Origin of the sequence: Streptosporangium sp. NPDC001681 (assembly GCF_040298085.1) — a bacterium.
Classification (GTDB): Bacteria; Actinomycetota; Actinomycetes; order Streptosporangiales; family Streptosporangiaceae; genus Streptosporangium.
This window is the reverse complement of record NZ_JBEOZN010000056.1, coordinates 1-25520: the sequence shown is the minus strand read 5'-3', so window position 1 is coordinate 25520 and position 25520 is coordinate 1. Positions and strand designations below refer to the sequence as shown.

Sequence of the window (25520 nt, the reverse complement as noted above, 5' to 3'; positions counted from 1 at the left end):
GTTGGCGAACAAGTCGGCGCCCGAGGGCTGGGGTATTCGGTCCCCCTCCAGACACAAGTCGGGCCCGGCAGGCGCTCGCAACGCCGTACCGGACCCTTGATCAGGAATGAGGCCCTGACCCATGAGCAACCGTAGTACCCCGGTCCTCAAGCGGACCACGGCGAGCGGCTGCGGCTGCTTCGCCGAAGCCCCACCCATGCCGATGGGCTGCGCAGTCTGCGGGCACGCACCCTATGCACACGGCTGCCCCTGCCAGACCGCCGATCACGAGTACGCGCAGCCGTCCGGTGAGCTGATGGCCGAGCGCTTCGACGTGCGCCGTCAGTTCGGCCTGGGCCGGACCCTGCCGACCTTTGAGCCCGCCCACGAGGTCACCGCACAGCCGACGCCGCTGGTGCCCGCGCCCCGCCAGGCCGAGCGCGAGACGGCATCGGCCCACACCCGGCCCGCCGGGCGTACGGACACGCGCCGCCCGGTCATGCCCAGTGCCCACCCGCACCGGCCGGTCGAGACGCAGGAGAACCGCGCGGCCCGCCTGGCGCTCGCCCGGGATCCGCGCGCCCGCCGTCGAGCCCGCGTCGCGGCCCGTGCGCACGAGCACGCGCCCCACAACAGCACCCCATCCCTGAACGTGGGCCAGGAAGCGAGACGCCTGCGACACGCAGAGCCGATAGCCCGACCGCCGCTCACCCTGGTGCCCGGCGTTCCCGACGTGGCCCCCCACCCGCAGCACCAGACTCTCCGGCCGGGGCTCGCCGTCGCCCCCGGCCGGGACCACTCCCCGGACGCCCCTTTGTCCTGGCGACAGCACCCGCAGCGGCAGGAGGTCGCGGCATGAACACGACCCCGGAGCGGGGCCACACCCCCGCGTGCAGATGCAGGTGCGGTGGTGGACCCGCCTCCCCGATGACCGCCGCCGCGCCGTCGACCGCCGTGCGGTACGCCCAGGATCTGGCCGCCGTACTGGCCGAGGTTCACCACATCCGCGCGGACGTCCACGAACTCGCCTCCGGCAACGCCATCGTCTCCGTCCACCACGGGCTGCTCGCCTACACCGATGGCGAGAGGTTCTGGTGGACCGGTCCCGAACTCAACCACGCCGGCAGCCCGCTGCTCAGCTCCGAACTGACACTGCTCGCGGCTGCCGGACAACTCGCCGAGCACCACGCCATCCTGCGCACCAAAGACGCGGCCGATGTGCTGCGCGGCGGACTGCCGCTGCTGGCCGACGTGATTCTGACCGAGCATGTCGACCCGCGCTGACGCCGACGCGGCCCGAGCCGCCCAGCAGGTACAGAAGTACGCGCCCACCTGGCTGGTCATCTGGAGCCTGCGCCACCGGCGTTTCGAGGCCTGGCAGTGCACCGACCCGGCGCGCTGCCACATCGTCCACGCGACCAGCGCCGCTGAGCTGTGGGACCTCATGGAACAGGCAGAACTCGACCTCTGGCGGACCCCACCACCCGCCCCCACACCGCCCGCACCCGGCACGGCCAGCCACCCGGACCCACCACTCTCCGCAGCCCCCCTCGTCCTACCCCCAGGGCACCCCGGACGAGCCCTGGGGCCACACCCCTCGCCGCCGGAGGGGAGCCAGCCGTGATCCCTCACCCTGACACCCCAGCGGGCGAGCAGCTGAACGCCACCAGATGGCACCCCGGCGCCGTCGCCGCCCTCAAGCACCTGCGCACCGAGCTACACACCCATCGCATCTACCCGACCATCTCCTACGACCAGGGCCGACCCCGCCTCGTGATCAACGCCGACCTGACCGTGTGGGCCGACCAGGCGGGCACGGTCTTCTGCTGGGGACCCCGCTTCCTCGAAGAACCCGCAGACCAGGCGCCGACAGACGACCTACCGCAGGCCGCGCGCCGCATCGCCGAATGTCTCGGGGAGCACTACGCCGAACCGACGCCCCCGCCCTGAACCGCGCGGCGGCACGGCGATCCCACCTCCCGTGCCGCCGCGCCCTCCAAGTCCTCACGGGCGGGTGGTGCACAACCAGGGGCCGCCCGCGACCGCACGCCCTCCTAGCCCACAGGCGCGGACCCCGATCGAAATGATGGTTCCCCCGCCATCCCCTTCCGGCTGGGACACCATTCGATAGCCGTCGGTGAGCGCCGCCATCCCACAGGCGATCACATTCTGTAATCAAAGCCTCACCAAAAGGGAGAGCTCCGAACCCATGACCGACGTACTCCTCAACCGATTCGCCGACAACCCGCTACGGATCGGCACCCGTACCTCCACCATGGCCAAGATCCAGGCCGGCCATGTCGCCGACATGATCACCAGGATCGCGCCCGGCATCCCCATCGAGATCGTGCCGACACAGGTCAGCGCCGACCTGTGGCCCGGCGACCTGGCCGAGATCGGCGGCAAAGGTGCCTTCAGCAAGGAGATCGATCGCGCCCTGATCAGTGGCCGAATCGACATCGCGGTCCACTGCGTGAAGGATGTTCCCGGCGATGTCCCGATGGCCGAGGGCACCGCGTTCGGCGCCTATCTGGAGCGCGACGACGTCCACGACGTCGTGGTCACCCGAGACAGCGTCTCTCTGGCTGAACTGCCCGCTGGATCACTCATCGGCACCAGCTCCGTGCGGCGCCGCGCCCAGCTCAGCATCCACCGGCCAGACCTACGTACCGAGCGGATTCGCGGCAACGTCGACACCCGCCTGGCCAAGCTGGACGAGGACGGGGGCAAGTACGCCGCCCTGATCCTGGCTCGTACCAGCCTGAACCGCCTCGGCATTCTGGACCGCCACCACGAAGTGCTGCCCCTGGAGTTCCACACCGCCCGCGAAGGCGTGTCCATGGTTCCGCCCGTGGGCGCCGGCGTCGTCGGCATCCAAGCCCGCCAAGCGGACGCTCCCGTCATGCGGCTCCTGGACGAACTCAACCACGTCCCCACCGCACGGCACATCCTTGCCGAGCGAACCATGCTGCACATGCTGTTCGGCCACTGCAACAGCCCGATCGCCGGACACGCCTCCACCACTCCGGACGGGAAGATAGCCCTGTTCGGCATGGTGTTCAACCGCGACGGCTCGGAGTTCGCGCGCTCACACGCCTGGGGCGACCACTCCGATCCGGCCACCCTCGGCGCTCGCGTCGCCGCCGACCTACTGCACCAAGGCGCCCGCAACCTGATCACCGCCACCCGGAAATGACCTCGACAGAGGGGTCGTACGGTTGCGCCGTCACCGCCCACCTCCTCGTGCTCGACGAGGTGGGCCGGTGGCTCATCCTGCGCACCGCCGGCGACCACAGCCGGTGGCAGCTCCCCGGCGGACGCGCCCGCCACGGCGAGAGCCCGGCCACCGCGGCGACTCGCGAGGCCCGCGAGGAGACCGGCTTGCTGGGCCTGCGGGCCTGCCGCCTTATCACCGTCGCATGGGTGCCGGCCAGCGGCCCCGGCCGCCGCGACCGGATCGCCTTCGTCTTCGGCACGCGTACCTTGCTGACGGACGACCTCTCCGCGATCACCCTGCGAACCAGCGAGGTTGACGACTGGCAACTCGCCCCCGCACATCGTGCAGCCGCCCGGCTCCACCCACTGATCGCCGAACGACTCACCGAGGCCACACTTCACGGCCCAGGGCACTACATCGAGCAGGACCCAGCATCGAGGTGCGAAAGAACCATAATGCCGTGATGGCCGCGACCTTGGTGGCGGTCGTCAGGGAAGGAGCACCTCGCCGGCGAGGCCGGCCACGACGGGGATGATGCCCAGGAAGACGAACGCGGGCAGGAAACAGAGTCCCAGGGGAGCGACTGCCTGGACGCCGACCCGTTGGGCGGCCGCCGACGATGCGGCGCGGACGGCACGGCGGAAGTCGTCGGAGAGCCTGGTGAGGACGTCGGCCACCGGTGCGCCACTCGACGCGGCCCGGCTCATGGCACGGGCCAGCGGGGCGAGCGAGCGCTCGGAGGCCAGGGCCTGCCAGGCGCTCTCCGGTGCGGCTCCCAGTCTCAGCTGGCCGCTCACCCAGGCCAGTCTCTCGCCCAGTGGTCCCGCGATCGCCTCCGCCGTGACGTCGACGGCTCCGGTGATCGGCTGGCCCGCGCGCAGGCAGGCGACCATGAGATCGGCCGCCAGCGGCAGATCCGCCGTCAACCGTCTGCGTTCCTCGCGCAGTTCGGGTGACTCTCGCCGCCGCAGCACCGCCAGCGCGATCCCGGAACCCGTCGCCCCGACGACCGCTCCCGGCAGACCTCCCACGGCCAGGAACGCCGCCAGCCCCACGGCGAGGGCCACCGTGATCTCACCCCGGCTCGGCCGCCGCCTTCCCTCCGGATCATGAACCATCCCGGCGAACGGGCCACGGGCCGTTCCCGCAGCCGGGTCCCCAGCCGTCCCCGTGGGCAGACCCCGGCCCGTCCACGTAAACGAGCCCCGAGCCGCTCTCCCGGACAGATCCCGAGCCGTTCCCGCGAACGGGTCTCGAACCGTCCTCGTGGCCGGGAGAACCCTGGGTGCTTCGGCCTCTGGCCGCACCTTCGGAAACCCGGCCAGGTGTGCTGAGCGCCGTGCGCGGCGGAGCCGGTCGGCGGGTTCACGCCGGGCGCTCCACAGCCGGGCGGCGATTCCGGCGAGCACCACGGCAAGCAGAGCGATCACTTTCTCTCCTTCTCACGAACCGGACCGCGGGGACGTCAGCCCCGCTGGGCCCGGGCGACCAGGCAACGGGTCCACCACAGGCCACCGGCGTCGAGTGCGAGGCCGGCGACCAGACAGCCGGCGCCCGCCGGACCGCCGAACAGGAAGTGCAGCGGGCGCATGCCGAGGCCGGCCGCCATCAGCAGGCCGAGAATGGGCAGACCTGCCAGCAGGCGGGCCGTGGCGCGGGGGCCCGCGAGTTGGGCCGCGACGTCCTGGCGATGGCTCTGAGCCTCTCGCAGGGAGGCGGCGACACGATCGACAAGGACGGCCAGGCCCGCCCCCGCTGTCACACTCACCTTCCAGCAGGCGGCCAGGGCCCGGAAGGCCTCGCCTCCCCGCTCCGGCGCCACGGCCAGTAAAGCGGCGGGTACGTCACCGCCGTCCCTCGCGGCCGCGACCAGCGGGCGCAGCGCCTCGGGATCGGGAAACCCCGCTGCCCGCACGGCCCGCGCCAGCGCGTCACCGGCCGCCCGTCCCGCCGCCAGTTCGGCGGCGAGGCCCTGACAGAGCTCGATCGACGCGACCCGCCAGGCCGCCGCGCGCCGGGAGGGCCGCGAGCGAGCGGCGAACCTCTCCCGCAAAGAGGGCGAGGCGACCGGGCCGCGACGGCGCAGGCGGCCCAGGCGGGCGGTGCCGGGATCCGCACCCGTCCACAACCATGCCGCCAGGGTGACGAGAACCAGGGCCGCTGCCGTCATGACGCCGGCCGTGACATCGTTCTTGGGACCGTTCGTGACGTCGGTTCACCGGGACCCGGGCGGTCGGCGACGTCCAGGTGCGTCTTCTGGCGAGACGGGGATGCGGGGACACCGGAACACGGGCTCGAAAGGCTTGGGGAACCCGAGGCGTCGGGAGAGGCCTCTCGTGGAAGCGCGGGAACCCGGATGTCCGGACCCGAGCCGCCGAGAGCCTCGGAGGCCGCGGTGTCCCGGTAGGAGGTGACCGGTGCAGGGCTCATGCTCCGGGGGGCCTCGGACGGCCCGTACGACCGCGGCGGGCGGGGTGACAGGTAGGGCCTACGGCGGGGAGCCGGCGAGGCGGGGATGCCGGGCGCTCGGGCGGCGAGGGCGGGCAGGCCGGGGCCGGGACTCATCTGACCGTCCGGGGCGAAGGTGAGGGCCGGTTCGGCCTCCACCAGTCCCGAGGGGCGGCGGATCATCATGCAGATCTCGGCGACCCGGCGGCGCCCGTCGGCGCGGTCGCGAGCGAGGTGGATGACGACGTCCAGGGCCGCGGCGATCTGGCTGTGGACCGCCTCCCTGCTGAGACCCGCCGCGCATGCCAGCGCCTCCAGACGGGGTGGCACATCGGTCGCGGTGTTGGCGTGCAGGGTGCCTTCTCTGAACTACTGGTTGTCCGGGTCGCCGTCTTTATCCGGGTCGGTGAGAGCTGACAGGTAGTAGCTCTCGGTGCCGAGGGCTCGAAGAAGGGGGCCGACGAGGCGGCGAGTGATCGCTCCGGGTGTCTGGTTGAGTTCGGCCCAGGTGGTCGCCGTGGCTGCGGTGTAGGTGTCCCGGTCGTAAGGAGGGCCGTCGCCCCAGGAGTTTCGGCTGGGTGCCGCTCGGAGGCCGTGAAGGCCGGTGGCCCCCAGAGCTAGTGCCCAGTTGCCGAAGTAGCCCGCTCGCTCACCGGCGGCGACGACCAGGCCGAGGAATCGCCGGGCGTTGGTGACGGCGGCGCTCTCGATGATCACCTGCTCGTCCGGCTTGCTGCCCTGGCCGCGGACGTCGGAGAGGCGGCTGAAGAACAGGCGCAGGCCTCCGTTTTCGTGGACCTGCAGCTCGATGGCGTTCTCAGGGTGGTAGCTGGTGGTTGGGGTGAAGGCGCTGCGGTTGGCGAGGTTGGAGGTCGCGCGCGCGATCCCCCGAGACCGGCGGTAGCTGCTGCCGATCTCGTTGAGGCCGGGCGAGACGTCGGGGCCATTGACGGCGGCCTGGATGTCGGGGGTGTATGCCTTCTGGATGAACTCGTGCAGGCCGATGTTCCAGTTGGATGCGCCGGTAAGGTCCAGGAGCAGGTCAGGCCGCCCAGCCTGCGGCTGGGCGACGAGGAAGAGGTGGGCCTGCTCGCGGATCTCGCCGGGGATCGGGTCGTCGTCGATTTCCTCCTGCAGCAGCGCCAGGGCGTCGTGGTCGGCGCTGCGGCGCCGTTCGTGCAGGCGAACGACTTCGGGGTCTGAGAGTTGGTGCTTGGTCTTGTCGCCGCGGCCCCAGTAACGGCCGTCGACCATGTGAGGTGCGGCAGGGCTAGCGGGGATGTGGATGACCAGGTAGCCCTCGGCGGGGTCCGAGCTGGACTCGATCTCCTGGGTGACGACGTTCAGCGGTGGGTCGGGGATGCTGCGGGCGATCGACTCCATCTTCTCGGCCAGCCCCTTGAGCGGCTGGGGGGCGAGGGTGAAGACGCGGTTGGTCTTGTCCTCGGCGATGCCGACGATGAGCGTGCCGCCATCGATGGCGAAGGAGGCCATGTCCCTGGCCGACTCCTTGTTCGCCCCTTTCGAGGAGGGGACCTCTTTGAGGTCGAGGTAATGCGACTCGCCGATCAAGCCTTCGCCGAGTGCGGCCTGGAGGTCGGCCTCGCTCTTGGGCATCCAACGCGGCTGGCTCGCCGAAAGGTAGATCGATGTCACAAGCGTCCTCGCAGATGATCGGCGGATGGAGGGTGATCAGCAGTATGGCCGTCCCGGTGCGATCAACTCCTCTCCTTTTCCTGGAGGGCGGCAGTCCGGCCGGCGATGGTGCTGAAGGAGGGGATACCGAGGTTGATAGTGGCGCCCCGGCGAGCGCGTTCGTCCAGCTGTGCGAGTTTGATCTCGGCAGCGGCGAGGCTGACCCGTAGACCTTCGGCTTCGCCGAGCCAGCCATGCTGTTCAGCTTCGATGATTCGTTCGCCCAGGTTGCTGTGGATCTTCAGCAGCCGCAGCTTCTCAGCCGGGTCAACTCGCAGGAGGGGACATCTGATGCAAGAGTGCTCATGCTGGCAACTCGTTCCGTAGGCGCGACCACAGTCACCCAGGGCGACCTTCCGCCGCTGGAAGTGGCCAAGGAACTCCTCCCACTCCTCGTCGGTCGGTGTGCGGTACTCCTCGCTGGGGCGCAGGGCCCGACGGCGAGCGATGAAGGCCCGATGTCCGTTGATGGCCTCCTGGGGATAGATCGCTTTGTAACCCATCGTCGTGTTGATGTCCTTGTGACCTAGGAGTAGCTGTGCGATGTGGGGTGGCATGCCGTTGAGGATGGCCTCAGTGGTGAAGAGCCTCCGGAAGTCGTGGGGCTGGAAAAGCAGAAGCTCACCTGCGGCGTCCACCAAGCCGGCCTCGGCCAGCACATCGTCGAGTGCTCTGCGGATGGTGTTCATGGAGATGGGCCGGCTCTGACCGCCGGTTCTCCACTGGAACAGCAGCGGCATTGGTTCAGTCCAGACCTTCTCGTTGCGGTCGTAGAAGGGGACCATGGGAACTGCTCCGCTGGCGTCACGGATCCGGCAGACGATGGCACTGAGGACGTCGGCGAGCTCGGGACCGACAACCAGGAGGCGTTCCTCGTCCATTTTGGAGGGTGCGATCTGCAGCAACGGGATGATTTCGCCAGTGTCGGGCAGCCTGTATTGGGTGATGCTGTGGTGGGTGCTCTCTAGCATCTCCTCCAGGCGGACTCCGGTGTGCCGCAAGAACTCGATAGCAGCCCAGGCCCAAAACGCGCGATGCTCGGCCAGGCCAAGGTCATAGCGTCGGCCGGCGGCGGTGAAGACGAAGTGGCAACTGTCGGAGCCTGCACTCTTGCTGCGGGCGCTGGTGAAGGTCTCGCCCAGGACGGTGAAGGATTGGCCTGGCTGGACTGCGCGGGCGGCCTCAAGCCGGGCCTTGGTGTTCTTGAGGTGGGTCTCGGCCGCGCGGACGAGGTCCGGGAGGGCGGGAAGCCGTTCTCGCGTTCGCTGGTCCATGCGAGCTTTGCGCCGGTTCCGGAACTTTCGGTCGTCGGCTTCGTTGGCCTTGATCGGGCACGGCGCTGCCCACTGACCCCATCGGGCCGGGTCGTCCAGCGCCCACTGGGCGATGTCGAGGTAGAACGCGCGAACGCCCATCATGATGTCGGGGTAGTTGCGGCGCGGACTGGTGGATTCGATCACGGTTCCGTCGGGCATCGCCTTGCGGATGATCTTGCTCTTGAGACGTTCCTTCCATGCTGCGGCGACCCTCGGTTCCAGATGCAGCGAGTGGATCCCGGGGTGATGGACCTCCAGGTCCCTCCAGAAGTTCAGGGCCAGCGTGGTGGAGCTGGACCGGAGGCTGGTGTAGTCGAGCGCGGGTTGGCGTTCAGCCAGGTAGTCGACGATGAGATCGCGGATCGGGCGGCACTGGAGGTCGTAGCGGTCGACGAGTTGGTCAGGGGTGAGCTGGCCGCCGTATCTGGTCATGTATCGCAAGGTGGTCGGGGCGCTGTCGGGGAAGTTCCCCAACTGCTTCAACCAGGTGTAGAACAGCGACCGGCTGTATCCAGCTCTGCTCAGCACCTCCGCTTCGGCCACTCGCAATTGCAGGCAATCGCCGACGGTGATGTCGGCAACGCCACCGCCCTTGCCGACGAGCAGCATCGCGATCTGCTGGCGTGTCACGCCTCCCGGCTTTGACGACCAGATGGCAGGGTCGATGTTCGCCTGCAGAAGCGCGAACCCGGCGGGGTCTCGATGGATGGCGACCGCTTCGCGCCAGTGGGCGGAACGAGCACGGCGAGCCAACCAGCGCAGATCCGGACGGACGATATCGGCACAGAACAGAGCGAGCAGACCGCTGTTCAGCTCCGGTCGCCGGGATGACTCACCGCGAGAGTTCAGCCATGCCTGAGCGAGCTCGATCCCTTGTCCGCCGAGGTCCTGAACGCCGCTGGCGAGCCAACGCTCCTGCCAAGAAGCGCCCGGAACGGTCTCCAGCCACCGCAACAGCTTGGCCGCTCCGCGCAGCCTGGCCGCTTGTGCGTACTCACCGTCAGCGCGTAGAGGTGCTCGGTCGAGACGGGCTAGGACCTGAAGGCGGCTATCGGTGCTGGCCGGCCATGACATCGGCACTACCCGGCCGGGAAACCGGGCCCGCAGTTCCTTGACCACACCGTCGTCGAGGGCAGCGAGCACGCGCTGGCGCTGGACGCTCGGATCGGCCGCGAGCGCGGTCCTGACCGTCACTACCGGCCTCCAAACAGGATGCTGAGCGAGTCTGGGTTGTAACCGGGAGCGGGAGAGGGCACCTCACGCGCGGACTCGCCCCTGCGGGCGTGAAAGGCGAGGGTCCGGGCGATCACCTCGTCCTGATCGGGGGTCGTGTAGAGCTGGGTGGTGCTAAGGCTGGCGTGGCCGAGGATCCATTGGACGTCAGTCAGGGGTGTCTCCGGGTCCTGGCCCATGCGCCAGGCGGCCGTGTGCCGAAGATCGTGGAGCGTCCAGTTCGAGCCGAGCAGTTCCTGGGCGCGGCGGAACATTGCGTGGGCGGCGGGATAGGTCAGTTGCCGAAACGGCCGCCGGAGGGTGAACCAGAGGGGATGGCGCCGGCCACGAGGGGCTCCTCGCCGCCAGATTTCTTCCTGGTAGAGCCGCAGCCATACGAAGGCGTCCGGCGACGCAGGTATCAGCTGGACTTCCTGGCTACCCTTGCGGGTCACTGAGATGAGCTGTTCGCTTGGATCTGCGTCGACTTGGAAGGAGTCGAGCAGTTCTTCTGCGCGAGCACCGCAGGACACCCAGAACGCCAACAGCGCCCGGTCCCGGTGATACTTCAGCCCGGCGAACAGCTCGTTGAACTGCTCGTCAGGGATCCGCTTCGGGATGCGTTTGGGCACGCTGGGCCGATAGCGGCCCTTCCGCTCGTGCTTGAACGGATCCATTGGATTGTGGTGGGCGTTGGCCCGGGCAGCCCGCCGTGAACGGTCCAGCGGGAACGGGTTCACGATCGGGCCCTGGCCAGTCCCCAGATGGAAGTCGTAGAAGCAGCGCAGCGTCGTCTCCGCGTGGGCCCTGGTGGACGGCGCGTACTTGCGGCTCGGGCCCGCTTTTCCCGTTAGCGGGTTCACACCCCCAGGCGGGCGTTTCGCGCGCCGGGCCTGTCCGGCTGGAGCAGCTGGTGGTGTGCCGTCCCGGTAACGCCAGTGAGGCCGGATCGGCTTGTCAGCGATCTGCATCCAGCGTGCGAAGTCCCGGCCCTCGATCGCCGTGGCCCGATTCCACGGCATTTCGACTGCGGCTAGCCAGCGCCACCACAGCAACAGATCGTTCCCGTACGACTTGAGTGTCGCCACCGACCGATCCGCCGCCTGCAGGTCCGCCAGGAAAGCCGCCACCGGCTCCACCACCGCACCATCGGCGTCCAGCAGCCGGTACGGCTCCCACGGGTCACCGGTGTCGACCAGTCGTCCAACATCGAGCACGACCAGCCTCGCCAGATCCCGCCCGCCGCTCCCATCGATCATGAGGCGGGACGCTAACACGAAACTTCAAAACATGTCTCTGAACTGCGACAACTCGGAAGTTAGTTCAGTTAACGTGCCGCAGCCTCCCTCATGACCGGTGTTCAGCGCACTCAGGAGGTCCACGACCTCGGAACCTCTCACCTCACCGACGACGAGACGGTCGGGGCGCATCCGCAGGGCCTGACGGACGAGATCACGCAGGCCGACGCCACCGGCGCCCTCAAGGTTGGCCGGGCGCGCCTCCAGGCGGACGACATGGGGATGTAGTGGTCTCAGCTCGGCGGAGTCCTCAACCAGCAGCAGCCTTTCACCGGGATCCGCCAGGGAGAGCAGGGCCGACAGCATGGTCGTCTTGCCGGTCCCGGTACCACCGGTGACCAGGAAGGCGAGCCTCGACTCGATCACCGCGGTGAGAACGGCGACGCTTTCCGCCCCGATCGCGCCCGCCTCGACCAGATCGTGAAGGGTGAAGGTGCGCCGGGGCGGGAGTCGTAAGGACAGGCAGGTGCCGTTGGGCGCCACGGGCGGCAGAACGGCGTGCAGCCGGACACCTCCCGCCAGGCGGGCGTCGACATAGGGGCAGGCGTCGTCGAGGCGCCTGCCCGCGGCGGAGGCGAGCCGCTGCGCGAGCCGCCGGAGCGCGTCTTCGCCGGGGAAGACGACCGAGGTCAGGCGCAGCCCGTGCCCGTCGTCGACCCACACCTCGCGCGGGCCGTTCACCAGCACGTCGGTGACCTGGGCCTCGGCCAGCAACGGCTCCAGTGGACCCGCTCCGATGAGATCGGCGCACAGGACCCGGGCCACCGCCAGAATCTCCGCGTCGCCGAGCATCGCCCGCTCGGCCCGCAGCGCTACCGCGACGTGCGCGGCACTGGGCTCGACTCCCGTCCTGGCCAGCCGTACCCGGACCGCCTCCACCAGCTCCGGCGAGACCGTCACCGCGCTCTCGGCCCGTTTCACCTGTCCGCCCCGAGCTGCTCGTGCAGGAAAGCGGCGCAGAACCGCCCGAGAGAGGTGCGACGGCCGAGTGGGGGAACGTCCCCCCGATCAAGTGCGGCGGCGAGGCGAGGCTGGTCGGGGAGGCTACCGCCGTGCGGGACGCCGAGCGAGCCCGTCACCACGTCGTCGTTCAGGACCCCGCTGCGCACAACGGCCCGCACCTCACCGGTGTGCTCGCGCAGGGAGGCCAGCACCTGTGCCGCGGCGAGCACGCCGCGCACGTCGGCGGTGACGACCAGGAGGGTGGTGCCGGCACGGCCGAGCGCCTCCACCGCGGCCTGGTCGAGGTGGCGCGGCAGGTCGACGACCACCAGCTCGAAGCCCCTGCGCCCCGCTTCGAGGACCGAGCGCATCGCCTCGGCCGGGATCGGCTCGACCTCGCCCCGGCTGAAGGAGAGCAGCGTCAGCCCCGCGAAGGTCGGCAGGGCCGCCTGGAGCGCTGTGCAACTGACCCTGCCCTCGCGGGCGACCAGGTCCGACCAGCGCGCTCCATCGGACTCCTCCTGGCCGAGGAGGAGATCCAGACCTCCGCCAAGCGGGTCGGCGTCGATCAGCAGGGTGCGGACGCGCCGGCGGGACGCGGCCAGCGCCAACGAGCCCGCCAGCACGCTGGCCCCGGCTCCGCCGCGCCCGCCCGCGACGCAGACCACGAACCCCGGCTTGGCGGGTGGCTCGACGACGTCTGCGAACTCGTCGACCAGCCGGCGCTCCGCGGCGGGCAGCTCCAGCACGGCCTGGGCACCGACCGCGACGCACCTGCGCCATGTGTCGGGGTCGTCGCAGGTGCGGGTGACCAGGAGAACACGGTGACGAGGTGGCGGTCCGGTCGAGGCCAGCGCGCCTGCCATGTCGTCACCGACGACGACCAGCGGAGCACGGTTCCAGTAGGGCCGGGCGTGCGCGGGCGCGTGGGCGACGTCAAGCTCGGCTCCGGCCGCGGCGGCGATGCGGAGCAGGTCGTCGAGCAGATCATGGTCTTCGGTGATGACCAGCGGGCGGTCCACTGATGCCTCCTGGGATGCGGGGACCCCACCCTCCGCGACGGCTCCCCATCCCCGGGGTACCGAACGCCATACTGTGGACAGCCGGCTCCAGGGTGGCCCTGCCTGTGGAAAACCAGCGGCCAGGAGGTCGCCCCCGAAAGGAGCCGTACGAGCGCGGAAGACCCCGGACAGGCGGGCAAAGACGAACACCTCAACGGGCCTGCTCACACGTTCACGCGCCGGCGCACCACACCGAGTACCGGGCAGGAGCCCCGCACCGCGGAGAGGGCCGAAAGGATGGTGCCACCGGGGCTGGAGTGGCGGCCGGGAAAAGAGGCGACCCCCGCCGGGGGGAGGACGGGGGTCGCCGACCGGTCCGGCTCTGGGGGGGTAGAGCCGGTCCCGTTTCAGAAGAAAGCTTCAACGGCCAACCAGAGCATGGCAAAGGATTGCGGTGGCAACCTGTACGCAGTTACTCCGGTTTGGGGAGATACAAACTCATGCTGCCCGATCAACTCAAGTTTCGTCGAGGAGTAATCCTCATTTTCCAGTAGTTTTTTTAATGTAACGATCCAGTCTCCGGATACCGCCCGCCCCGGGCACACTCCCGGCACGGGCGAACCGCGACTACGTTAAGTGATCACCACCGGAGCACGACCCCGCCCGCACGGACGGCGTCGGTCGGCCTCGCGCGACGCAAGACGGCACACGGGTGGGTTTGCTGATTAATGTTCCTCGATCCGCAAAGGTTTTGCCCCTAGGGGTTCCCATCAGCGCGAATCGGACGTACAAAGGTTGCACGGACCATGTGTCCGGGCACGACCGCTGGGTACCCACGCGCCGTCAGCCGCGGGAGGCGCGTTGAAGCGGGCTTGTCCCGTTTCAACGATTATCAGGTGCACGCTTGGTAACCCGGTAGGAACGTGCCGACGACGGCGCCCCCTATCAGGGGCGCCGTCGGCTCGTGTGGAGTAGGTGTCCGTAATCGATGACCGCGGGTGATCGAGTATGCGCGGGCGGCGTCCCAAGCCGCCCGGCCGTCCCCGCCGGGATCGGGATCAGCCCCGCTGCATGGCCTCGCAGATCGCCGTGGCCTCGCGCACGCCCAGGGTGACCGCCGTCGCGCAGTGTCGCACCCAGGCCGCGACACCCTCGGGGGTACCGCTCAGGTACGACCGCAGTCCCTCCCCGTAGGCCGGGCCGAGTTCGAGATGACCCACCTCGACGGCCACCAGCGATTTCGGGTCCAGGCCGAACTCCACCAGCGTCAGCCGCTCCGCCGCCCGCGCGACCAGCCCGTCCGCCGACCCGAACGGGCGCAGCACCGCCAGCTCCGCGTGCACGACGGCGGCGAGCACCAGCGCCGGCGCCTTCGAGGAGGCCGTCACCAGCTGGACGAGACCGTCCACCCGCGCCACCGCCTCCTGTGGTTCGGGCGCGGCACCAAGACCGAGCGGATCGGGCGCCTCGGCCGTGGCCCGGGGACGGCCGAGGTCCTTGGTGAGCCCGGAGGCGGCGAGCGTGTGCAGCCTGGCCAGCACCTGGCGGGGCGCCGTGCGCCAGGTCGAGCCGAGCCGCCCCAGCTCGGCCGAGACGCGCAGCGCGCCCTGTACCACCGGGTCGGTGGCCTCGGGGATGACATCGAGCGGGATGTCCACGCCCTCCAGTGCGGCTGACGCACGAGCACCGCGCAGGGCGGACCTGGCCGACACCTCCGGGCTCTTACGCCGCAGTACGCGGTGCCCGTAAAGCCGGTCGACGGCCTTGCGCGCGTCGGTGACCGCCTCGGACACTCCGGGCATTCCTGCGATGACAGCCAATGGGTCGCTCACGCTGCCCGACCCTATCGGGGCCGCTCGGCGAGACCTCGACCAGGCCGCGGGGTCGCCCCCGGCGGCTCAGGAGAACAGCTGCGGAACCGTTCGCCGAGCGCATGACACCGTCCGGCGCATCACCGTGTCAATACGCATTGAATAACGCCGTCTACATTCCTACGGTGTCGAAAACACAACATTTCCAGAGTGGTCGTTTCTGCAAAATCAAGGCGTTTTGAAGGCCTATGAGGCCTTGTCACCGATTGGTACAGACCTGTCTAGACCTCTTGTGGCGAGCACCGGTGGCCTGGTGAAGTGGGACACGACTAGTCGATAGCAGTACGTGAGGAGTGCGTAGTGGCCCCGGAGACCCCTGGTTCCGAGTCTCGTGAGACCCAGGAGACGCTGTCGAACCTGCTGAACGAGACCCGGCGGTTCGCACCTCCCGCAGGCCTGGCCGCGGCCGCGAACGTGACCGCCGACGCCTATGCGGAGGCCGAGCAGGACCGCCTCGCCTTCTGGGAGAAGCAAGCCGACCGCCTGACCTGGTCAAAGCGCTGGGACAGTGCCCTTGAGTGGAACCCGCCTTTCGCCAAGTGGTTCGTCGGCGGCGAGCTCAACATCGCCTACAACTGCGTCGACCGCCATGTGGAGGCCGGTCACGGCGACAAGGTCGCCTACTACTGGGAGGGTGAGCCCGAGGGCGACAGCCGCACACTCACCTACGCCGACCTGCGGCGCGAGGTCTCCAAGGCCGCCAACGCGCTCTCCGAGCTGGGCGTCGGCAAGGGCGACCGGGTCGCGATCTACATGCCGATGATCCCCGAACTGCCGATCACGATGCTGGCCTGCGCCCGGATCGGAGCGATCCACTCGGTCGTGTTCGGCGGGTTCTCCTCCAGCGCGCTCAGCGGCCGGATCAAGGACGCGGATGCCAAGATCGTGGTCACCGCCGACGGCGGCTACCGTCGCGGCGCGCCCAGCGCGCTCAAGCCGACCGTGGACGAGGCGGTCGCGGAGTGCCCCGGCATCGAGCACGTCCTGGTCGTGCGGCGGACCGGCCAGGAGGTCGGCCAGACCGACAAGGACCTCTGGTGGCACGACGTGGTGGACCGGCAGTCCGACGTCCACGAGGCGCTGCCGAACGATGCCGAGGATCCGCTCTACATCCTCTACACCAGCGGCACGACCGGTAAGCCCAAGGGCATCCTGCACACCACCGGCGGCTACCTCACCCAGGCCGCGTACACCCACGACGCGGTCTTCGACCTCAAGCCCGACACCGACGTCTACTGGTGCACCGCCGACATCGGCTGGGTGACCGGCCACTCCTACATCGTGTACGGTCCGCTGGCCAACGGCGCGACCAGCGTCATCTACGAGGGCACTCCGGACACCCCGCACCGCGGCCGGTTCTGGGAGATCGTGCAGAAGTACGGGGTCACGCTGCTCTACACCGCCCCGACCGCCATCCGCACGTTCATGAAGTGGGGCGACGACATCCCCGCCAAGTACGACATGTCGTCTCTGCGGATCCTGGGCAGCGTCGGCGAGCCGATCAACCCCGAGGCGTATGTCTGGTACCGCGAGCACATCGGCGGCAACCGTACCCCGGTCGTCGACACCTGGTGGCAGACCGAGACCGGCGCCATCATGATCAGCCCGCTGCCCGGCGTCACCGAGGGCAAGCCCGGCGCGGCCATGCGCCCGCTGCCGGGCATCACCGCCGACGTGGTCGACGACCAGGGCCGAAGCGTCGGCAACGGCGGTGGCGGCTACCTCGCGATCCGCGACCCGTGGCCGTCGATGCTCCGCACGATCTGGGGCGACGACCAGCGCTACATCGACACCTACTGGTCCCGCTTCGAGGGCATGTACTTCGCGGGCGACGGTGCCAAGAGGGACCAGGACGGCGACATCTGGCTGCTCGGCCGGGTGGACGACGTCATGCTCGTCTCCGGGCACAACATCTCCACCACCGAGGTCGAGTCGGCGCTGGTCTCCCACCCGAAGGTCGCGGAGGCGGCCGTGGTCGGGGCGACCGACCCGGTGACCGGGCAGGCCATCGTGTCGTTCGTGATCCTGCGCGGCGACGCCGAGGAAGGCGCGGACATCGCCGCCGAACTCCGCGCCCACGTGTCCAAGACACTGGGCCCGATCGCGAAGCCCCGCCAGATCCTGGTGGTGCCCGAGCTGCCCAAGACCCGCTCCGGCAAGATCATGCGGCGTCTACTGCGCGACGTGGCGGAGAACCGCAGCATCGGCGACGTCACCACCCTGGCCGACAGCACGGTGATGAACCTCATCTCGGAGAAGCTGCCCAGCGCCAAGGGCGAGGACTGAGCGAACCGGAGGCCCCGGGTGGACCAGGACCCCTGGCCCACCCGGGGCCGACTCCCCCATCGCCGCCGGGGTAGCCCCCCGGCCGTGACAACCTCCCCACCGGTGTCGTCGTCCGGCGCCGGAACCGAACGCCCTGATCAAGGACAGCGGGCGGAAAATCAGCCGGCGATCCTGCCCGGCCTCCACGTCCGGCCGGCCCGAAGGCACACCCGGTGGTGCGGATTCCCGCCCCCGGACGGCCGGGACCTCACCGACCCGGTACAGCCGGACTAAAGTCTGAAGTCTTGACGACGCAGATATTCGATGACACATGCGCGATAACCACAGTGGTGCTCGCGACACCGGCCCCGGTGACGATCCCGCCGCGGGTGTGCGTGCACGACCGCCTCAGGGCGCAGCATGATGTTTGACAGAGGCCCTCGATAGGAGACCGTCCATGACACATATTCCGCCCGCGGAGCCACAGGAGGAGTCGCTGGGCGCACTGGTCGCCGCGGCCAGTGACCACATATCCACACTGGTCCGCGCCGAGATCGAGTTGGCCAAGGCAGAGCTCAGGTTCGATGCCAAGCGGGTCGGCGTGGCGGCGGGTCTCTTCGGTGCCGCGGCGTTCATGGCCCACCTGTGCCTGATCCTCGCCTCGTTCGCGATCGCCTACGGCCTGGTCGCCGCGGGCCTGTGGACCTGGCTCGCCTTCCTGATCGTCACCGTGTTCTATCTGATCGTGGCCGGGCTGCTGGTCTTCGTCGGCATCCGGCGGCTCAAGGGCCTGACCGGAATGCGGCGGACCCTGCACTCACTCAAGACCATCAAGAGCGGAGCCGAGGTCGACGCCGTTCCCGCCGCTCCGGTCACGGCCGGTCAGGTGGGCGGCCATCGCGATCCGGTGAGACCGGGCCAGTGAGCAGACCCGACGAGTCCATGGTCAGGCTGGAGGGTCCGTGGACCCACCACTCGGTCCATGCCGGAGGCACCCGCTTCCACGTCGTGGAGGCCGGTACGGGCCCCCTCGTGCTGCTGCTCCACGGATTCCCGCAGTTCTGGTGGAGCTGGCGCAACCAACTTGTCTCGCTTCCGGCAGCGGGCTATCGCGCCGTCGCCGTCGATCTGCGTGGCTACGGCGCCAGTGACAAGCCGCCCCGTGGCTATGACCTGTACACCCTGGCCGCCGACGCGGCCGGGCTGGTCAGGGCGCTGGGCGAGAGCTCCGCGATCGTCGTCGGCCACGACTGGGGCGGGCTGCTCGCCTGGACCATGGCCGTGAAGGACCCGAAGGCGGTCCTGCGGCTGGTCACCGTCTCCGCGCCGCATCCCCGCCGGCTCCGCACCGCGCTGTTCACCGAGCCGTTCGGCCAGTTCAGGGCGGCTCGCTACGCGCTGGGATTCCAGCTGCCGCTGCTTCCCGAGCGACGCCTGACCGCCGACTCCGGCGCCATGGTGGGGCAGTTGCTGGAGAAGTGGTCGGCTCCCGGCTGGCCGCAGGAGGAGGTGGCGAAGACCTACCGCGACGCGTTCCGCATCCCCAACGTCTCGCACTGCGCGCTGGAGTACCACCGCTGGTTCGGCCGCTCCCAGCTCCGCCCGGACGGGTGGCGCTACGCCAGGACCATGCGCGCCCAGATCAACGTACCGACCCTGCAGGTGCACGGCGCGTTCGACCGGCACATCCTGCCCCGCACCGCCCAGGGCTCGGGCCGCTACGTGGCCGCCCCCTACCGGTGGCGGCTGATCGAGGGCGCCGGGCACTTCCCGCACGAGGAGTGCCCGGAGGAGTTCGACGCCGAGCTCGTCGCCTGGCTGTCCGATCCGGAGCCCGACCGGTGAACGGGCGGGACCGGGACGCCGACGGGAGACCGCGCAACCGGCGTCCTCGCGACGCGTTCGGGAGGCCGCTTCCGTACGGCGCGGAGGGCGTGGAACGCATCCCGGACGACTACGCGCCAAGCGCGGAGGAGGCCGTCTCCGAGGCTCACCGGCTGCTCGGCGAGGGACGCCCGTTCCACGCCCACGAGGTGCTGGAAGGCCGCTGGAAGAACTCCCCCGCCCAGGAGCGCGAGCTGTGGCAGGGGCTGGCGCAGATCTGCGTGGGCCTCACCCACCTGCAGCGGGGCAACCGCGGCGGAGCCGCGACGCTGTTCGCCCGGGGCGCCGACCGGATCAGCCGGTACGGCACGCCGTACGAGGAGATGGCCGTGGCGGTCGGAAAGCTGGACGACCTGGACGCCGAAACGGCCATCGCCGTGATCAGAGACCTGATCCGGCACCGGGTTCCCCCCAAGGGGGCGGATCCGGGGGCCTGATCAGTTCCGGGTGCACTCCTGGGTGTTCACCCGGTTGGACAGCTTGGAGCCGTCTTCGGCGTCCGGCGCCACTTCGGCGGCGGTCAGCACGAAGCCGGTCTCCGCCCTGTCGGTGGCCGCCGCGAAGACGACGCCGTAGACCCTGCCGTCGGGGGTGAGCAGCGGCCCGCCGGAGTTGCCCTGCCGGACCAGGCCACGGATCCAGTAGACATCCCGGTTGACGGTCTTGTGCTCGTAGATGTTGGGGCCCTGAGCCCTCTGCCGGTCCCTGATCCGGGCCGGGTTCATGGTGTAACCCTGGCCGTGCGGGAAGCCCGCGACGATGGCGTCGTCGTCCTTCTTGGCCGTGCCGTCGAAGCGCAGGATCGGCAGGTCAAGATCGGGGACGCGCAGGATCGCGATGTCCCTGTCGGGGTTGTAGAGCACGACCTGGGCCGAGTGGACGTTGTTGAGATGGTCGATGACCTGAAGGTCCTGGTCGACCCCGGCGACCACGTGCGCGTTCGTCATGATCTTGTCCTGGGCGTAGACGAACCCGGTGCCCTCGATGTGCTTGCGGCAGCTGGCGGCCACGCCCTGGACCTTGACGATGCCCCGACGGGCCCGGGTGAGCGCCGCGTTCTTCGTCACGCTCCGGTCGGGTGGCGCGACCTCGACGAACTGGCCACCCGCTATGCCGTCGAACACCCTGGGAAAGCCGGAGGTGTCGATGAAGTCCCTGAAGGGCTTCTGCAGGTCCCTGGCCAGCTTCGGCATCGTCTGGTCGACCGTTTTGATCAACAGGGACTTACTGACCTGCTCCCCGAGCAGCGTGAACTGCGAGGAGGTGATCAGCGAGCCGATCAGCCACGCGATGATCAGCACCGAGAAGGCGCTCGCGAAGGTGCCGCCGACCGCGTCGACGACCTTGGCGGGCTCCCAGGTGACATGACTGCGGACCACCGCGCCGATCGTCGACGACGCGAACTGACCGATCGTGGCGGCGAGGAAGACGATGACGATCGCCAGCAGCGCCCGCTCGGTCTCACCGTCGACCACCGCTCCGGCGATGGGCGGGGCGATGAACATGCCCAGCAGGCCACCACCGACAAAACCGACAAAGCTCAGGGCCCCGATGATGAACCCCTGGCGGTATCCCGACACCGCGAAGGCCACCATCAGGGCGATCAGGATGAGGTCGAGGAGATCACCGCTCACTCCCTTACGGTATCCAGCCCCTGCCCCGCGCGTGCACACCTTCTGCGAGGTCTCTGCGGTTATCGTGGCCGGATGGCGATGATCGAAGGAGCGGCGACCGTGGCGTCTCTCATCGAGACCGCGCTACGGGAGCGAGATCAGGAGGGCGCGGCCCGCTGGCGCGCGATCACCCGGTTGCAGGAACGGGGCGATCTGGAGACCTTCACCGCGGCACGGAGACTCTGCTCGGGAAAGACCGCGGCCGAGCGGATGCTCGGGGTCGACATCCTGGGACGACTCGGCTTCGTCGACCGGACGCTGCCGGTGCTCCGCGCCCTGTCCGTCGGCGAGGACGACTGCCTGGTGCTCTACTCGGTGTTGATCGCCTTCGGCCACCTCAGGGACCGCCGCGCGCTGCCGTCGGTGATCGCCCTCTCCGAACACGCCGACCCCCGGATCAGGTACGGGGCCGCCTACGCGCTGCCGAACATCATGGGCAGCCCACCCGACCCGACGGGCCTGGCCGCGCTGAGACGGCTGACCCTCGATCCCGACGGGGACGTGGCCGACTGGGCTCGCCTCGGCCTGGCCCTGTCAACGGGACGCGAGGTTGAGGACGTCGGGCGGGATGTCCTCGATCCGTGAGTGATCCCAGGGAAGCTCGAAACCCGAACGGCCGAGCACGGTGTCGAGCACTCCCGCGGTGAACCCCCACACCAGCAGCCCGCGCACCCGGAACGCCGGCCCCGAGTAACCGCTCGGATGGCGCAGCCTGATCCGGTTGGCCGGATCGACGAGCTCGCGGATCGGGATCCGCTCCACCGACTCCACCTCGTCCGGCGAGGCCGCGTGGACCACGCAGGGCGTGTGCCACCAGGCCAGCACCGGGGTCACCCGGTTGTCGCTGCGGCTCACGTACAGCTCGGGCATGGTCCCGATCACCCGGACGCCCGTCGGATCGAGACCGGTCTCCTCAACGGCCTCGCGCAGCGCCGCGGCGATCGGGCCGTCGTCCTCCGGGTCCACCCCGCCGCCCGGGAACGCGGGCTGACCGGCGTGTGTGCGCCCGTTCGAGCTCCGCTGGATGAGCAGCACGTCCGGACCGAGTGGCCCCTCACCAAAGAGCAGCAGCACCGCGGCCGGCCGCCCGCCGGACACCGGTGGGCGCAGCATCGGGGGCACCGGCGTTCCCGCGACCCGCTCCGCCAGCGTTTCCAACCATCCGGGAACCTCTTCCACGGGCACACCTCCGGTCCTCTGCAACACGGCGTCCCGCCCCGCGCTTCCCGGCACCGGCGGGATGTCAGCGGATCCGCCAGGACCCCGAGGCGGTCTTACCACAGCGGTGCGGAAAAGATCACGAGAAGGGGCCGGGGCGCACCAGCTTGGCGGCCTGGACGGGATCCGTGGGGCCGATGCCGTACGAGGGGCAGAGCGCGGCGAGCGGGCAGACTCCACAAGCCGGCGTGCGGGCGTGGCAGACGCGGCGGCCGTGCCAGATCAGGCGGTGGGACATCATCGTCCAGTCGCGCTTCGGGATGAGCTCGGCGACGACCCGCTCGATCTTCACCGGGTCGGTCTCCGAGGTCCAGTGGAAGCGGTGGACGAGCCGCTGGAAGTGGGTGTCCACGGTGATGCCGGGCACCCCGAAGGCGTTGCCGAGCACCACGTTGGCGGTCTTGCGGCCGACCCCCGGCAGGGTCACCAGGTCCTTGAGCCTCCCGGGGACCTCGCCGCCGAAGCGCTCGCACAGGGCCTGGGCCATGCCGATGATGCTGTTGGCCTTGGCCCGGAAGAACCCGGTGGGCCGGATGATCCCCTCCAACTCGGCCCGGTCCGCACCGGCGTAGTCTGCTGCTGTGGGATATTTCACAAAAAGGGCAGGAGTGACCGTATTGACCCTTTTGTCCGTGCACTGCGCGGACAGGATGGTCGCGACCAACAGCTCGAGAGGGTCACGGAAGTCGAGCTCGCAATGGGCGTCGGGATAGGCCTCCGCCAGGATTCGGTCCATTCGCCGAGCTCGACGGACCAGAGCGAGCCGGGATTCACCACCGGGGCTGACTTCGCGGAGCACTCCGACAGCCTACGCTCAAGGCCCCCCGCAGAGTCGCTCGGTGGGATGGGTCACAATGACTGCGTGAGCCGTGAAACGGGAGGCACTGTGAACTCCGACGACGTGCTGGGCAAGGCCGCGCTGTTCGCCGCACTCGACCGTGAGGGCGCCGCCGCGCTGCGTACGAGCGTCTCCGAGGTACGCCTCGCCAAAGGGCAGACCCTTTTCAGCGAGAACGAGACCGGGGATCGCCTCTACGTGGTGCTCGAAGGCAAGATCAAGCTCTCCCGCACCGCACCCGACGGCCGGGAGAACCTGCTCAGCGTGCTCGGTCCAAGTGAGATGTTCGGCGAGCTCTCCCTGTTCGACCCCCGTCCCCGTACGGCGTCCGCCACAGCGCTGACCGACGTCCTGCTGGCCGGGCTCGGACACGACGACCTGCGCCCCTGGCTGACCGGTCGTCCCGAGGTCGCCCTTCACCTGCTGCGCGCCCTGGCCCAGCGCCTCCGCCGTACCAACGACGTGCTGGCCGACCTGGTCTTCACCGACGTTCCAGGACGGGTGGCCAAGGCCCTGCTGGACCTGGCCGACCGCTTCGGTCAGCGGGTCGACGACGGCGTGCGGGTCCACCACGACCTCACCCAGGAGGAACTGGCCCAGCTGGTCGGCGCCTCCCGTGAGACCGTGAACAAGGCGCTGGCCGACTTCGCCCAGCGCGGCTGGCTGCGCATCGAGGCCAAGGCCGTGGTCATCATGGACCTGGAGCGGCTGCACAACCGCTCGCGCTGACGGGCCCCGTCCCCCGCTGCCCGGCGGGACCTCGCCGCGACCTCCCCCTCCAGCTCACGACGCCCTGTCCGGCCGGCCCTCAGCACGGTGGGGTCCGCCAGAGGCGGACCTAGCCGTCCAGATAGGCGAGCTGCGCGCGAACCGACATCTCGGCGGCGAACCAGAGGGACCTGTCCACCTCCGCGTAGACGATCTCGACGATCTCGCGGGGCGTCGTCGCCCCCCGTTCCCTGGCCTCCCGGATCTGGTCCAACCGCCGCCGCCGGTGCGCGACGTAGCCGTCGAGCGTGCCGATCGGGTCGGGGAGCACCGGACCGTGACCGGGCAGCAGCGCCTCCGCCCCGACCTGCTCGGCCTTCGCTCTGAGCAGGTCGAGGGAGCGCAGGTAGTCGGCCAGGTCACCGTCCGAGGCGATCACGGTGGTGCCGCGGCCGAGCACGGTGTCGCCGGTGAGGATCGCCCTGTCCCGCGGCAACCAGAAGCAGAGCGAGTCGAACGAGTGGCCCGGCGTGCCCACCACGTGCAGCTCCAGGTCCCCGACGGTGAGCACGTCGCCGTCGCCCAGCCCCTCCTCACCCAGCCGGTGCGCGGGGTCCAGCGCCCTGACGGGCGCGCCGACCAGCCCGGCGAACCTCGCGGCACCGCCGCTGTGGTCGTGGTGCCCGTGGGTCAGCAGGATCGTGGCGACCCGGCGGCCCTCCAGATGCCCGGCGACCCGCGCCAGATGCTCCTCGTCATCGGGACCGGGGTCGACGACCAGCACCTCCTCACCGAGGCCGATCACCCACGTGTTGGTACCGTCCAGGGTCATCTCGGAGGGGTTGGGGGCGAGCAGGTTGAGCGCGTGCTCCGTACCCGCACCGTCGGGCCCCTCCAGGGGGATCCGCAGCCCGCTCACCGCGAACCGCCGAACTCGTAGTCGTCGTCGAGCACGATGCGCATCTCACCGTCCACTTCGGCGACCCTGGGCATGAGGGTCACGATCTCACGCTCGGCCGCGAGCGCCTCGGAGACCTTGTCGTAGGCGCACAGCTCGGTGAGCGTGCGATGGGTCGGGGGCATCAGGAAGATCTGGCCCGCCCTCCCCTGGCCGAGCGCGTCGGCGGGCCGGACCCAGACCACCTGGTCGGCCTCGCCGCCGACGTCACGGGTGAGCTGGCCCGGCGGGAGCGCCGCGACGAAGAAGCGGGTGTCGAAGCGCTTGTTCTCCACCTCGGGAGTGATCCAGTGGGCCCAGGGGCGGAGCAGGTCGGAGCGGAGGACCAGGCCGCGCCTGCCGAGGAAGTCGGCGAAGGACAGGGTCCTGTCGATCAGGGCGAGCCGGTCGGCCTCCCAGTCGTCACCGGTGGTGTCGGCCACGAGGGACTCCGCGGACGGCCCGGCCAGCAGTACCCCCGACTCCTCGAACGTCTCCCGCACGGCGGCGCACACCAGGCCCCGTGCGGTCTGCTCGTCCGCGCGGAAGACCTCGCCCCAGGCGGCGGGCGAAGGACCGGCCCAGGTGATCTCCTGATCGGTGTCGCGCGGGTCGACCGACCCGCCGGGGAAGACGTAGGCCCCGGCGGCGAAGGCCATGCTCGCCTTGCGCCTCAGCAGGTAGACCTCCACCTGACCGGCGTCCTCGCGGAGGATGGCCACGGTGGCGGCATCTCGCGCGGGGACCGGCGCGATCCGCCCGGCCAGAATGTCGCGTGCACGCTCACCGAACTCGCCGGGAAGCGGGATACCGCCCATTTGAGACCCTCCGCCAGAACATCACTCGGTTGCCGGGTCCATCATGTGGCACGGCACCGCCCCGGACAATCGCGGGGTCCCTCCCGGCGCCCGCCTCCCGGCGCGCCGCCCCGGCGGGTGGGCCCTGAGTTGCGGGGTCAGCAGATCCCACTCTTCTTGATACTCGCAAACCGTGTACGGCCCGTACACCTCAGTCAGAC

The 25520-nt window shown here is 69.8% G+C and carries 25 protein-coding genes and 1 pseudogene; 12 read left to right on the top strand and 14 right to left on the bottom strand.

The window, feature by feature from the left end; all coding sequences use genetic code 11:
• Nucleotides 1-121 precede the first annotated feature (121 nt).
• The 6 genes from ABT130_RS24615 to ABT130_RS24590 all read left to right on the top strand — a co-directional run bounded on the left by ABT130_RS24615 (nt 122) and on the right by ABT130_RS24590 (nt 3660).
• Nucleotides 122-838, top strand: a complete 717-nt coding sequence (locus ABT130_RS24615; protein WP_350958961.1) for a hypothetical protein — start codon at nt 122-124, stop codon at nt 836-838.
• On the top strand, nt 835-1263 hold the full coding sequence (locus ABT130_RS24610; RefSeq protein ID WP_350958959.1) for a hypothetical protein: 429 nt from the start codon (nt 835-837) through the stop codon (nt 1261-1263). The genes ABT130_RS24615 and ABT130_RS24610 overlap by 4 nt, the downstream gene beginning before the upstream one ends.
• A complete protein-coding gene (locus ABT130_RS24605) occupies nt 1247-1603 on the top strand; it encodes a hypothetical protein (protein ID WP_350958956.1) in 357 nt (118 codons plus the stop codon). The genes ABT130_RS24610 and ABT130_RS24605 overlap by 17 nt, the downstream gene beginning before the upstream one ends.
• On the top strand, nt 1600-1929 hold the full coding sequence (locus tag ABT130_RS24600; protein WP_350958954.1) for a hypothetical protein: 330 nt from the start codon (nt 1600-1602) through the stop codon (nt 1927-1929). The genes ABT130_RS24605 and ABT130_RS24600 overlap by 4 nt, the downstream gene beginning before the upstream one ends.
• A 259-nt stretch (nt 1930-2188) precedes the next feature.
• A complete protein-coding gene (hemC, locus tag ABT130_RS24595) occupies nt 2189-3175 on the top strand; it encodes a hydroxymethylbilane synthase (RefSeq protein WP_350958952.1) in 987 nt (328 codons plus the stop codon).
• Nucleotides 3172-3660 (top strand): NUDIX domain-containing protein, encoded by a 489-nt coding sequence (locus ABT130_RS24590; protein WP_350958951.1) that lies wholly within the window; start codon nt 3172-3174, stop codon nt 3658-3660. Before hemC ends, ABT130_RS24590 begins: the two co-directional genes overlap by 4 nt.
• Nucleotides 3661-3684: 24 nt before the next feature.
• On the opposite strand, the gene ABT130_RS24585 is transcribed toward ABT130_RS24590, so the two are convergent.
• The 9 genes and pseudogenes from ABT130_RS24585 to ABT130_RS24545 form a co-directional block, all read right to left on the bottom strand.
• Entirely contained in the window at nt 3685-4263 is a 579-nt protein-coding gene (locus tag ABT130_RS24585; RefSeq protein WP_350958950.1) for a type II secretion system F family protein, read from the bottom strand.
• A gap of 398 nt (nt 4264-4661) precedes the next feature.
• The gene (locus ABT130_RS24580; protein ID WP_350958948.1) at nt 4662-5366 is read right to left on the bottom strand and encodes a type II secretion system F family protein; all 705 of its coding nucleotides are present in this window, start codon (nt 5364-5366) and stop codon (nt 4662-4664) included.
• Nucleotides 5363-5974, bottom strand: a complete 612-nt coding sequence (locus ABT130_RS47810) for a hypothetical protein (protein WP_451935526.1) — start codon at nt 5972-5974, stop codon at nt 5363-5365. The genes ABT130_RS24580 and ABT130_RS47810 overlap by 4 nt, the downstream gene beginning before the upstream one ends.
• 39 nt (nt 5975-6013) lie before the next feature.
• A complete protein-coding gene (locus ABT130_RS24570; RefSeq protein WP_350958945.1) occupies nt 6014-7261 on the bottom strand; it encodes an AlbA family DNA-binding domain-containing protein in 1248 nt (415 codons plus the stop codon).
• A 101-nt stretch (nt 7262-7362) separates the two neighbouring features.
• Entirely contained in the window at nt 7363-9849 is a 2487-nt protein-coding gene (locus ABT130_RS24565) for a tyrosine-type recombinase/integrase (RefSeq protein ID WP_350958942.1), read from the bottom strand.
• A complete protein-coding gene (locus tag ABT130_RS24560) occupies nt 9849-11126 on the bottom strand; it encodes a tyrosine-type recombinase/integrase (RefSeq protein ID WP_350958940.1) in 1278 nt (425 codons plus the stop codon). The genes ABT130_RS24565 and ABT130_RS24560 overlap by 1 nt, the downstream gene beginning before the upstream one ends.
• A gap of 69 nt (nt 11127-11195) precedes the next feature.
• Nucleotides 11196-12086 (bottom strand): annotated as a pseudogene (locus tag ABT130_RS24555) (TadA family conjugal transfer-associated ATPase); the annotation flags it as partial.
• Complete coding sequence (gene ssd / locus ABT130_RS24550; RefSeq protein ID WP_350930160.1) at nt 12083-13129, bottom strand: septum site-determining protein Ssd; 1047 nt, start codon at nt 13127-13129, stop codon at nt 12083-12085. The pseudogene ABT130_RS24555 and the gene ssd, both read right to left, overlap by 4 nt.
• A 1037-nt stretch (nt 13130-14166) precedes the next feature.
• Entirely contained in the window at nt 14167-14940 is a 774-nt protein-coding gene (locus ABT130_RS24545) for a Fic family protein (RefSeq protein ID WP_350958938.1), read from the bottom strand.
• Nucleotides 14941-15279: 339 nt separating this feature from the next.
• On the opposite strand from ABT130_RS24545, the gene acs reads away from it, so the two are divergent.
• The 4 genes from acs to ABT130_RS24525 all read left to right on the top strand — a co-directional run bounded on the left by acs (nt 15280) and on the right by ABT130_RS24525 (nt 19565).
• Nucleotides 15280-17265, top strand: coding sequence for an acetate--CoA ligase (gene acs, locus ABT130_RS24540; protein ID WP_350958935.1), 1986 nt, complete (start codon nt 15280-15282; stop codon nt 17263-17265).
• A gap of 436 nt (nt 17266-17701) precedes the next feature.
• Nucleotides 17702-18169: a phage holin family protein gene (locus tag ABT130_RS24535; protein ID WP_350930157.1), complete on the top strand. Its 468-nt coding sequence runs from the start codon at nt 17702-17704 to the stop codon at nt 18167-18169.
• Nucleotides 18166-19089: an alpha/beta fold hydrolase gene (locus tag ABT130_RS24530; protein ID WP_350958932.1), complete on the top strand. Its 924-nt coding sequence runs from the start codon at nt 18166-18168 to the stop codon at nt 19087-19089. Before ABT130_RS24535 ends, ABT130_RS24530 begins: the two co-directional genes overlap by 4 nt.
• The gene (locus tag ABT130_RS24525) at nt 19086-19565 is read left to right on the top strand and encodes a DUF309 domain-containing protein (RefSeq protein WP_350958931.1); all 480 of its coding nucleotides are present in this window, start codon (nt 19086-19088) and stop codon (nt 19563-19565) included. Before ABT130_RS24530 ends, ABT130_RS24525 begins: the two co-directional genes overlap by 4 nt.
• Here ABT130_RS24525 and ABT130_RS24520 read toward each other — a convergent pair whose 3' ends face one another.
• A complete protein-coding gene (locus ABT130_RS24520; protein ID WP_350958928.1) occupies nt 19566-20762 on the bottom strand; it encodes a MarP family serine protease in 1197 nt (398 codons plus the stop codon).
• A gap of 72 nt (nt 20763-20834) precedes the next feature.
• Between ABT130_RS24520 and ABT130_RS24515 the strand changes: the two genes are divergently transcribed.
• A complete protein-coding gene (locus tag ABT130_RS24515) occupies nt 20835-21386 on the top strand; it encodes a HEAT repeat domain-containing protein (protein ID WP_350958926.1) in 552 nt (183 codons plus the stop codon).
• On the opposite strand, the gene ABT130_RS24510 is transcribed toward ABT130_RS24515, so the two are convergent.
• Nucleotides 21336-21980, bottom strand: a complete 645-nt coding sequence (locus tag ABT130_RS24510) for an NUDIX hydrolase (protein ID WP_350930152.1) — start codon at nt 21978-21980, stop codon at nt 21336-21338. The two genes, ABT130_RS24515 and ABT130_RS24510, sit on opposite strands and share 51 nt — an antisense overlap.
• A 118-nt stretch (nt 21981-22098) precedes the next feature.
• Nucleotides 22099-22818 carry an endonuclease III gene (gene nth / locus ABT130_RS24505; RefSeq protein WP_350958923.1) on the bottom strand — a complete coding sequence of 240 codons (720 nt, stop codon included), beginning with the start codon at nt 22816-22818 and terminating at the stop codon, nt 22099-22101.
• Between the two features lie 87 nt (nt 22819-22905).
• Between nth and ABT130_RS24500 the strand changes: the two genes are divergently transcribed.
• The gene (locus ABT130_RS24500; protein ID WP_350930176.1) at nt 22906-23586 is read left to right on the top strand and encodes a Crp/Fnr family transcriptional regulator; all 681 of its coding nucleotides are present in this window, start codon (nt 22906-22908) and stop codon (nt 23584-23586) included.
• A 109-nt stretch (nt 23587-23695) separates the two neighbouring features.
• On the opposite strand, the gene ABT130_RS24495 is transcribed toward ABT130_RS24500, so the two are convergent.
• Together ABT130_RS24495 and ABT130_RS24490 are read right to left on the bottom strand one after the other, a co-directional pair.
• The gene (locus ABT130_RS24495; protein WP_350958921.1) at nt 23696-24484 is read right to left on the bottom strand and encodes an MBL fold metallo-hydrolase; all 789 of its coding nucleotides are present in this window, start codon (nt 24482-24484) and stop codon (nt 23696-23698) included.
• Nucleotides 24481-25320 carry an NUDIX hydrolase gene (locus ABT130_RS24490; RefSeq protein ID WP_350958918.1) on the bottom strand — a complete coding sequence of 280 codons (840 nt, stop codon included), beginning with the start codon at nt 25318-25320 and terminating at the stop codon, nt 24481-24483. The genes ABT130_RS24495 and ABT130_RS24490 overlap by 4 nt, the downstream gene beginning before the upstream one ends.
• Nucleotides 25321-25520: the final 200 nt, after the last annotated feature.

Coding starts and splice junctions, on each gene's coding strand:
- ABT130_RS24615 (WP_350958961.1), top strand. CDS start 122: ATGAGCAACCGTAGTACCCCGGTCCTCAAGCGGACCACGGCGAGCGGC.
- ABT130_RS24610 (WP_350958959.1), top strand. CDS start 835: ATGAACACGACCCCGGAGCGGGGCCACACCCCCGCGTGCAGATGCAGG.
- ABT130_RS24605 (WP_350958956.1), top strand. CDS start 1,247: ATGTCGACCCGCGCTGACGCCGACGCGGCCCGAGCCGCCCAGCAGGTA.
- hemC (WP_350958952.1), top strand. CDS start 2,189: ATGACCGACGTACTCCTCAACCGATTCGCCGACAACCCGCTACGGATC.
- ABT130_RS24590 (WP_350958951.1), top strand. CDS start 3,172: ATGACCTCGACAGAGGGGTCGTACGGTTGCGCCGTCACCGCCCACCTC.
- ABT130_RS24580 (WP_350958948.1), bottom strand. CDS start 5,366: ATGACGGCAGCGGCCCTGGTTCTCGTCACCCTGGCGGCATGGTTGTGG.
- ABT130_RS24570 (WP_350958945.1), bottom strand. CDS start 7,261: ATGCCCAAGAGCGAGGCCGACCTCCAGGCCGCACTCGGCGAAGGCTTG.
- ABT130_RS24560 (WP_350958940.1), bottom strand. CDS start 11,126: ATGATCGATGGGAGCGGCGGGCGGGATCTGGCGAGGCTGGTCGTGCTC.
- ABT130_RS24535 (WP_350930157.1), top strand. CDS start 17,702: ATGACACATATTCCGCCCGCGGAGCCACAGGAGGAGTCGCTGGGCGCA.
- ABT130_RS24515 (WP_350958926.1), top strand. CDS start 20,835: ATGGCGATGATCGAAGGAGCGGCGACCGTGGCGTCTCTCATCGAGACC.
- ABT130_RS24490 (WP_350958918.1), bottom strand. CDS start 25,320: ATGGGCGGTATCCCGCTTCCCGGCGAGTTCGGTGAGCGTGCACGCGAC.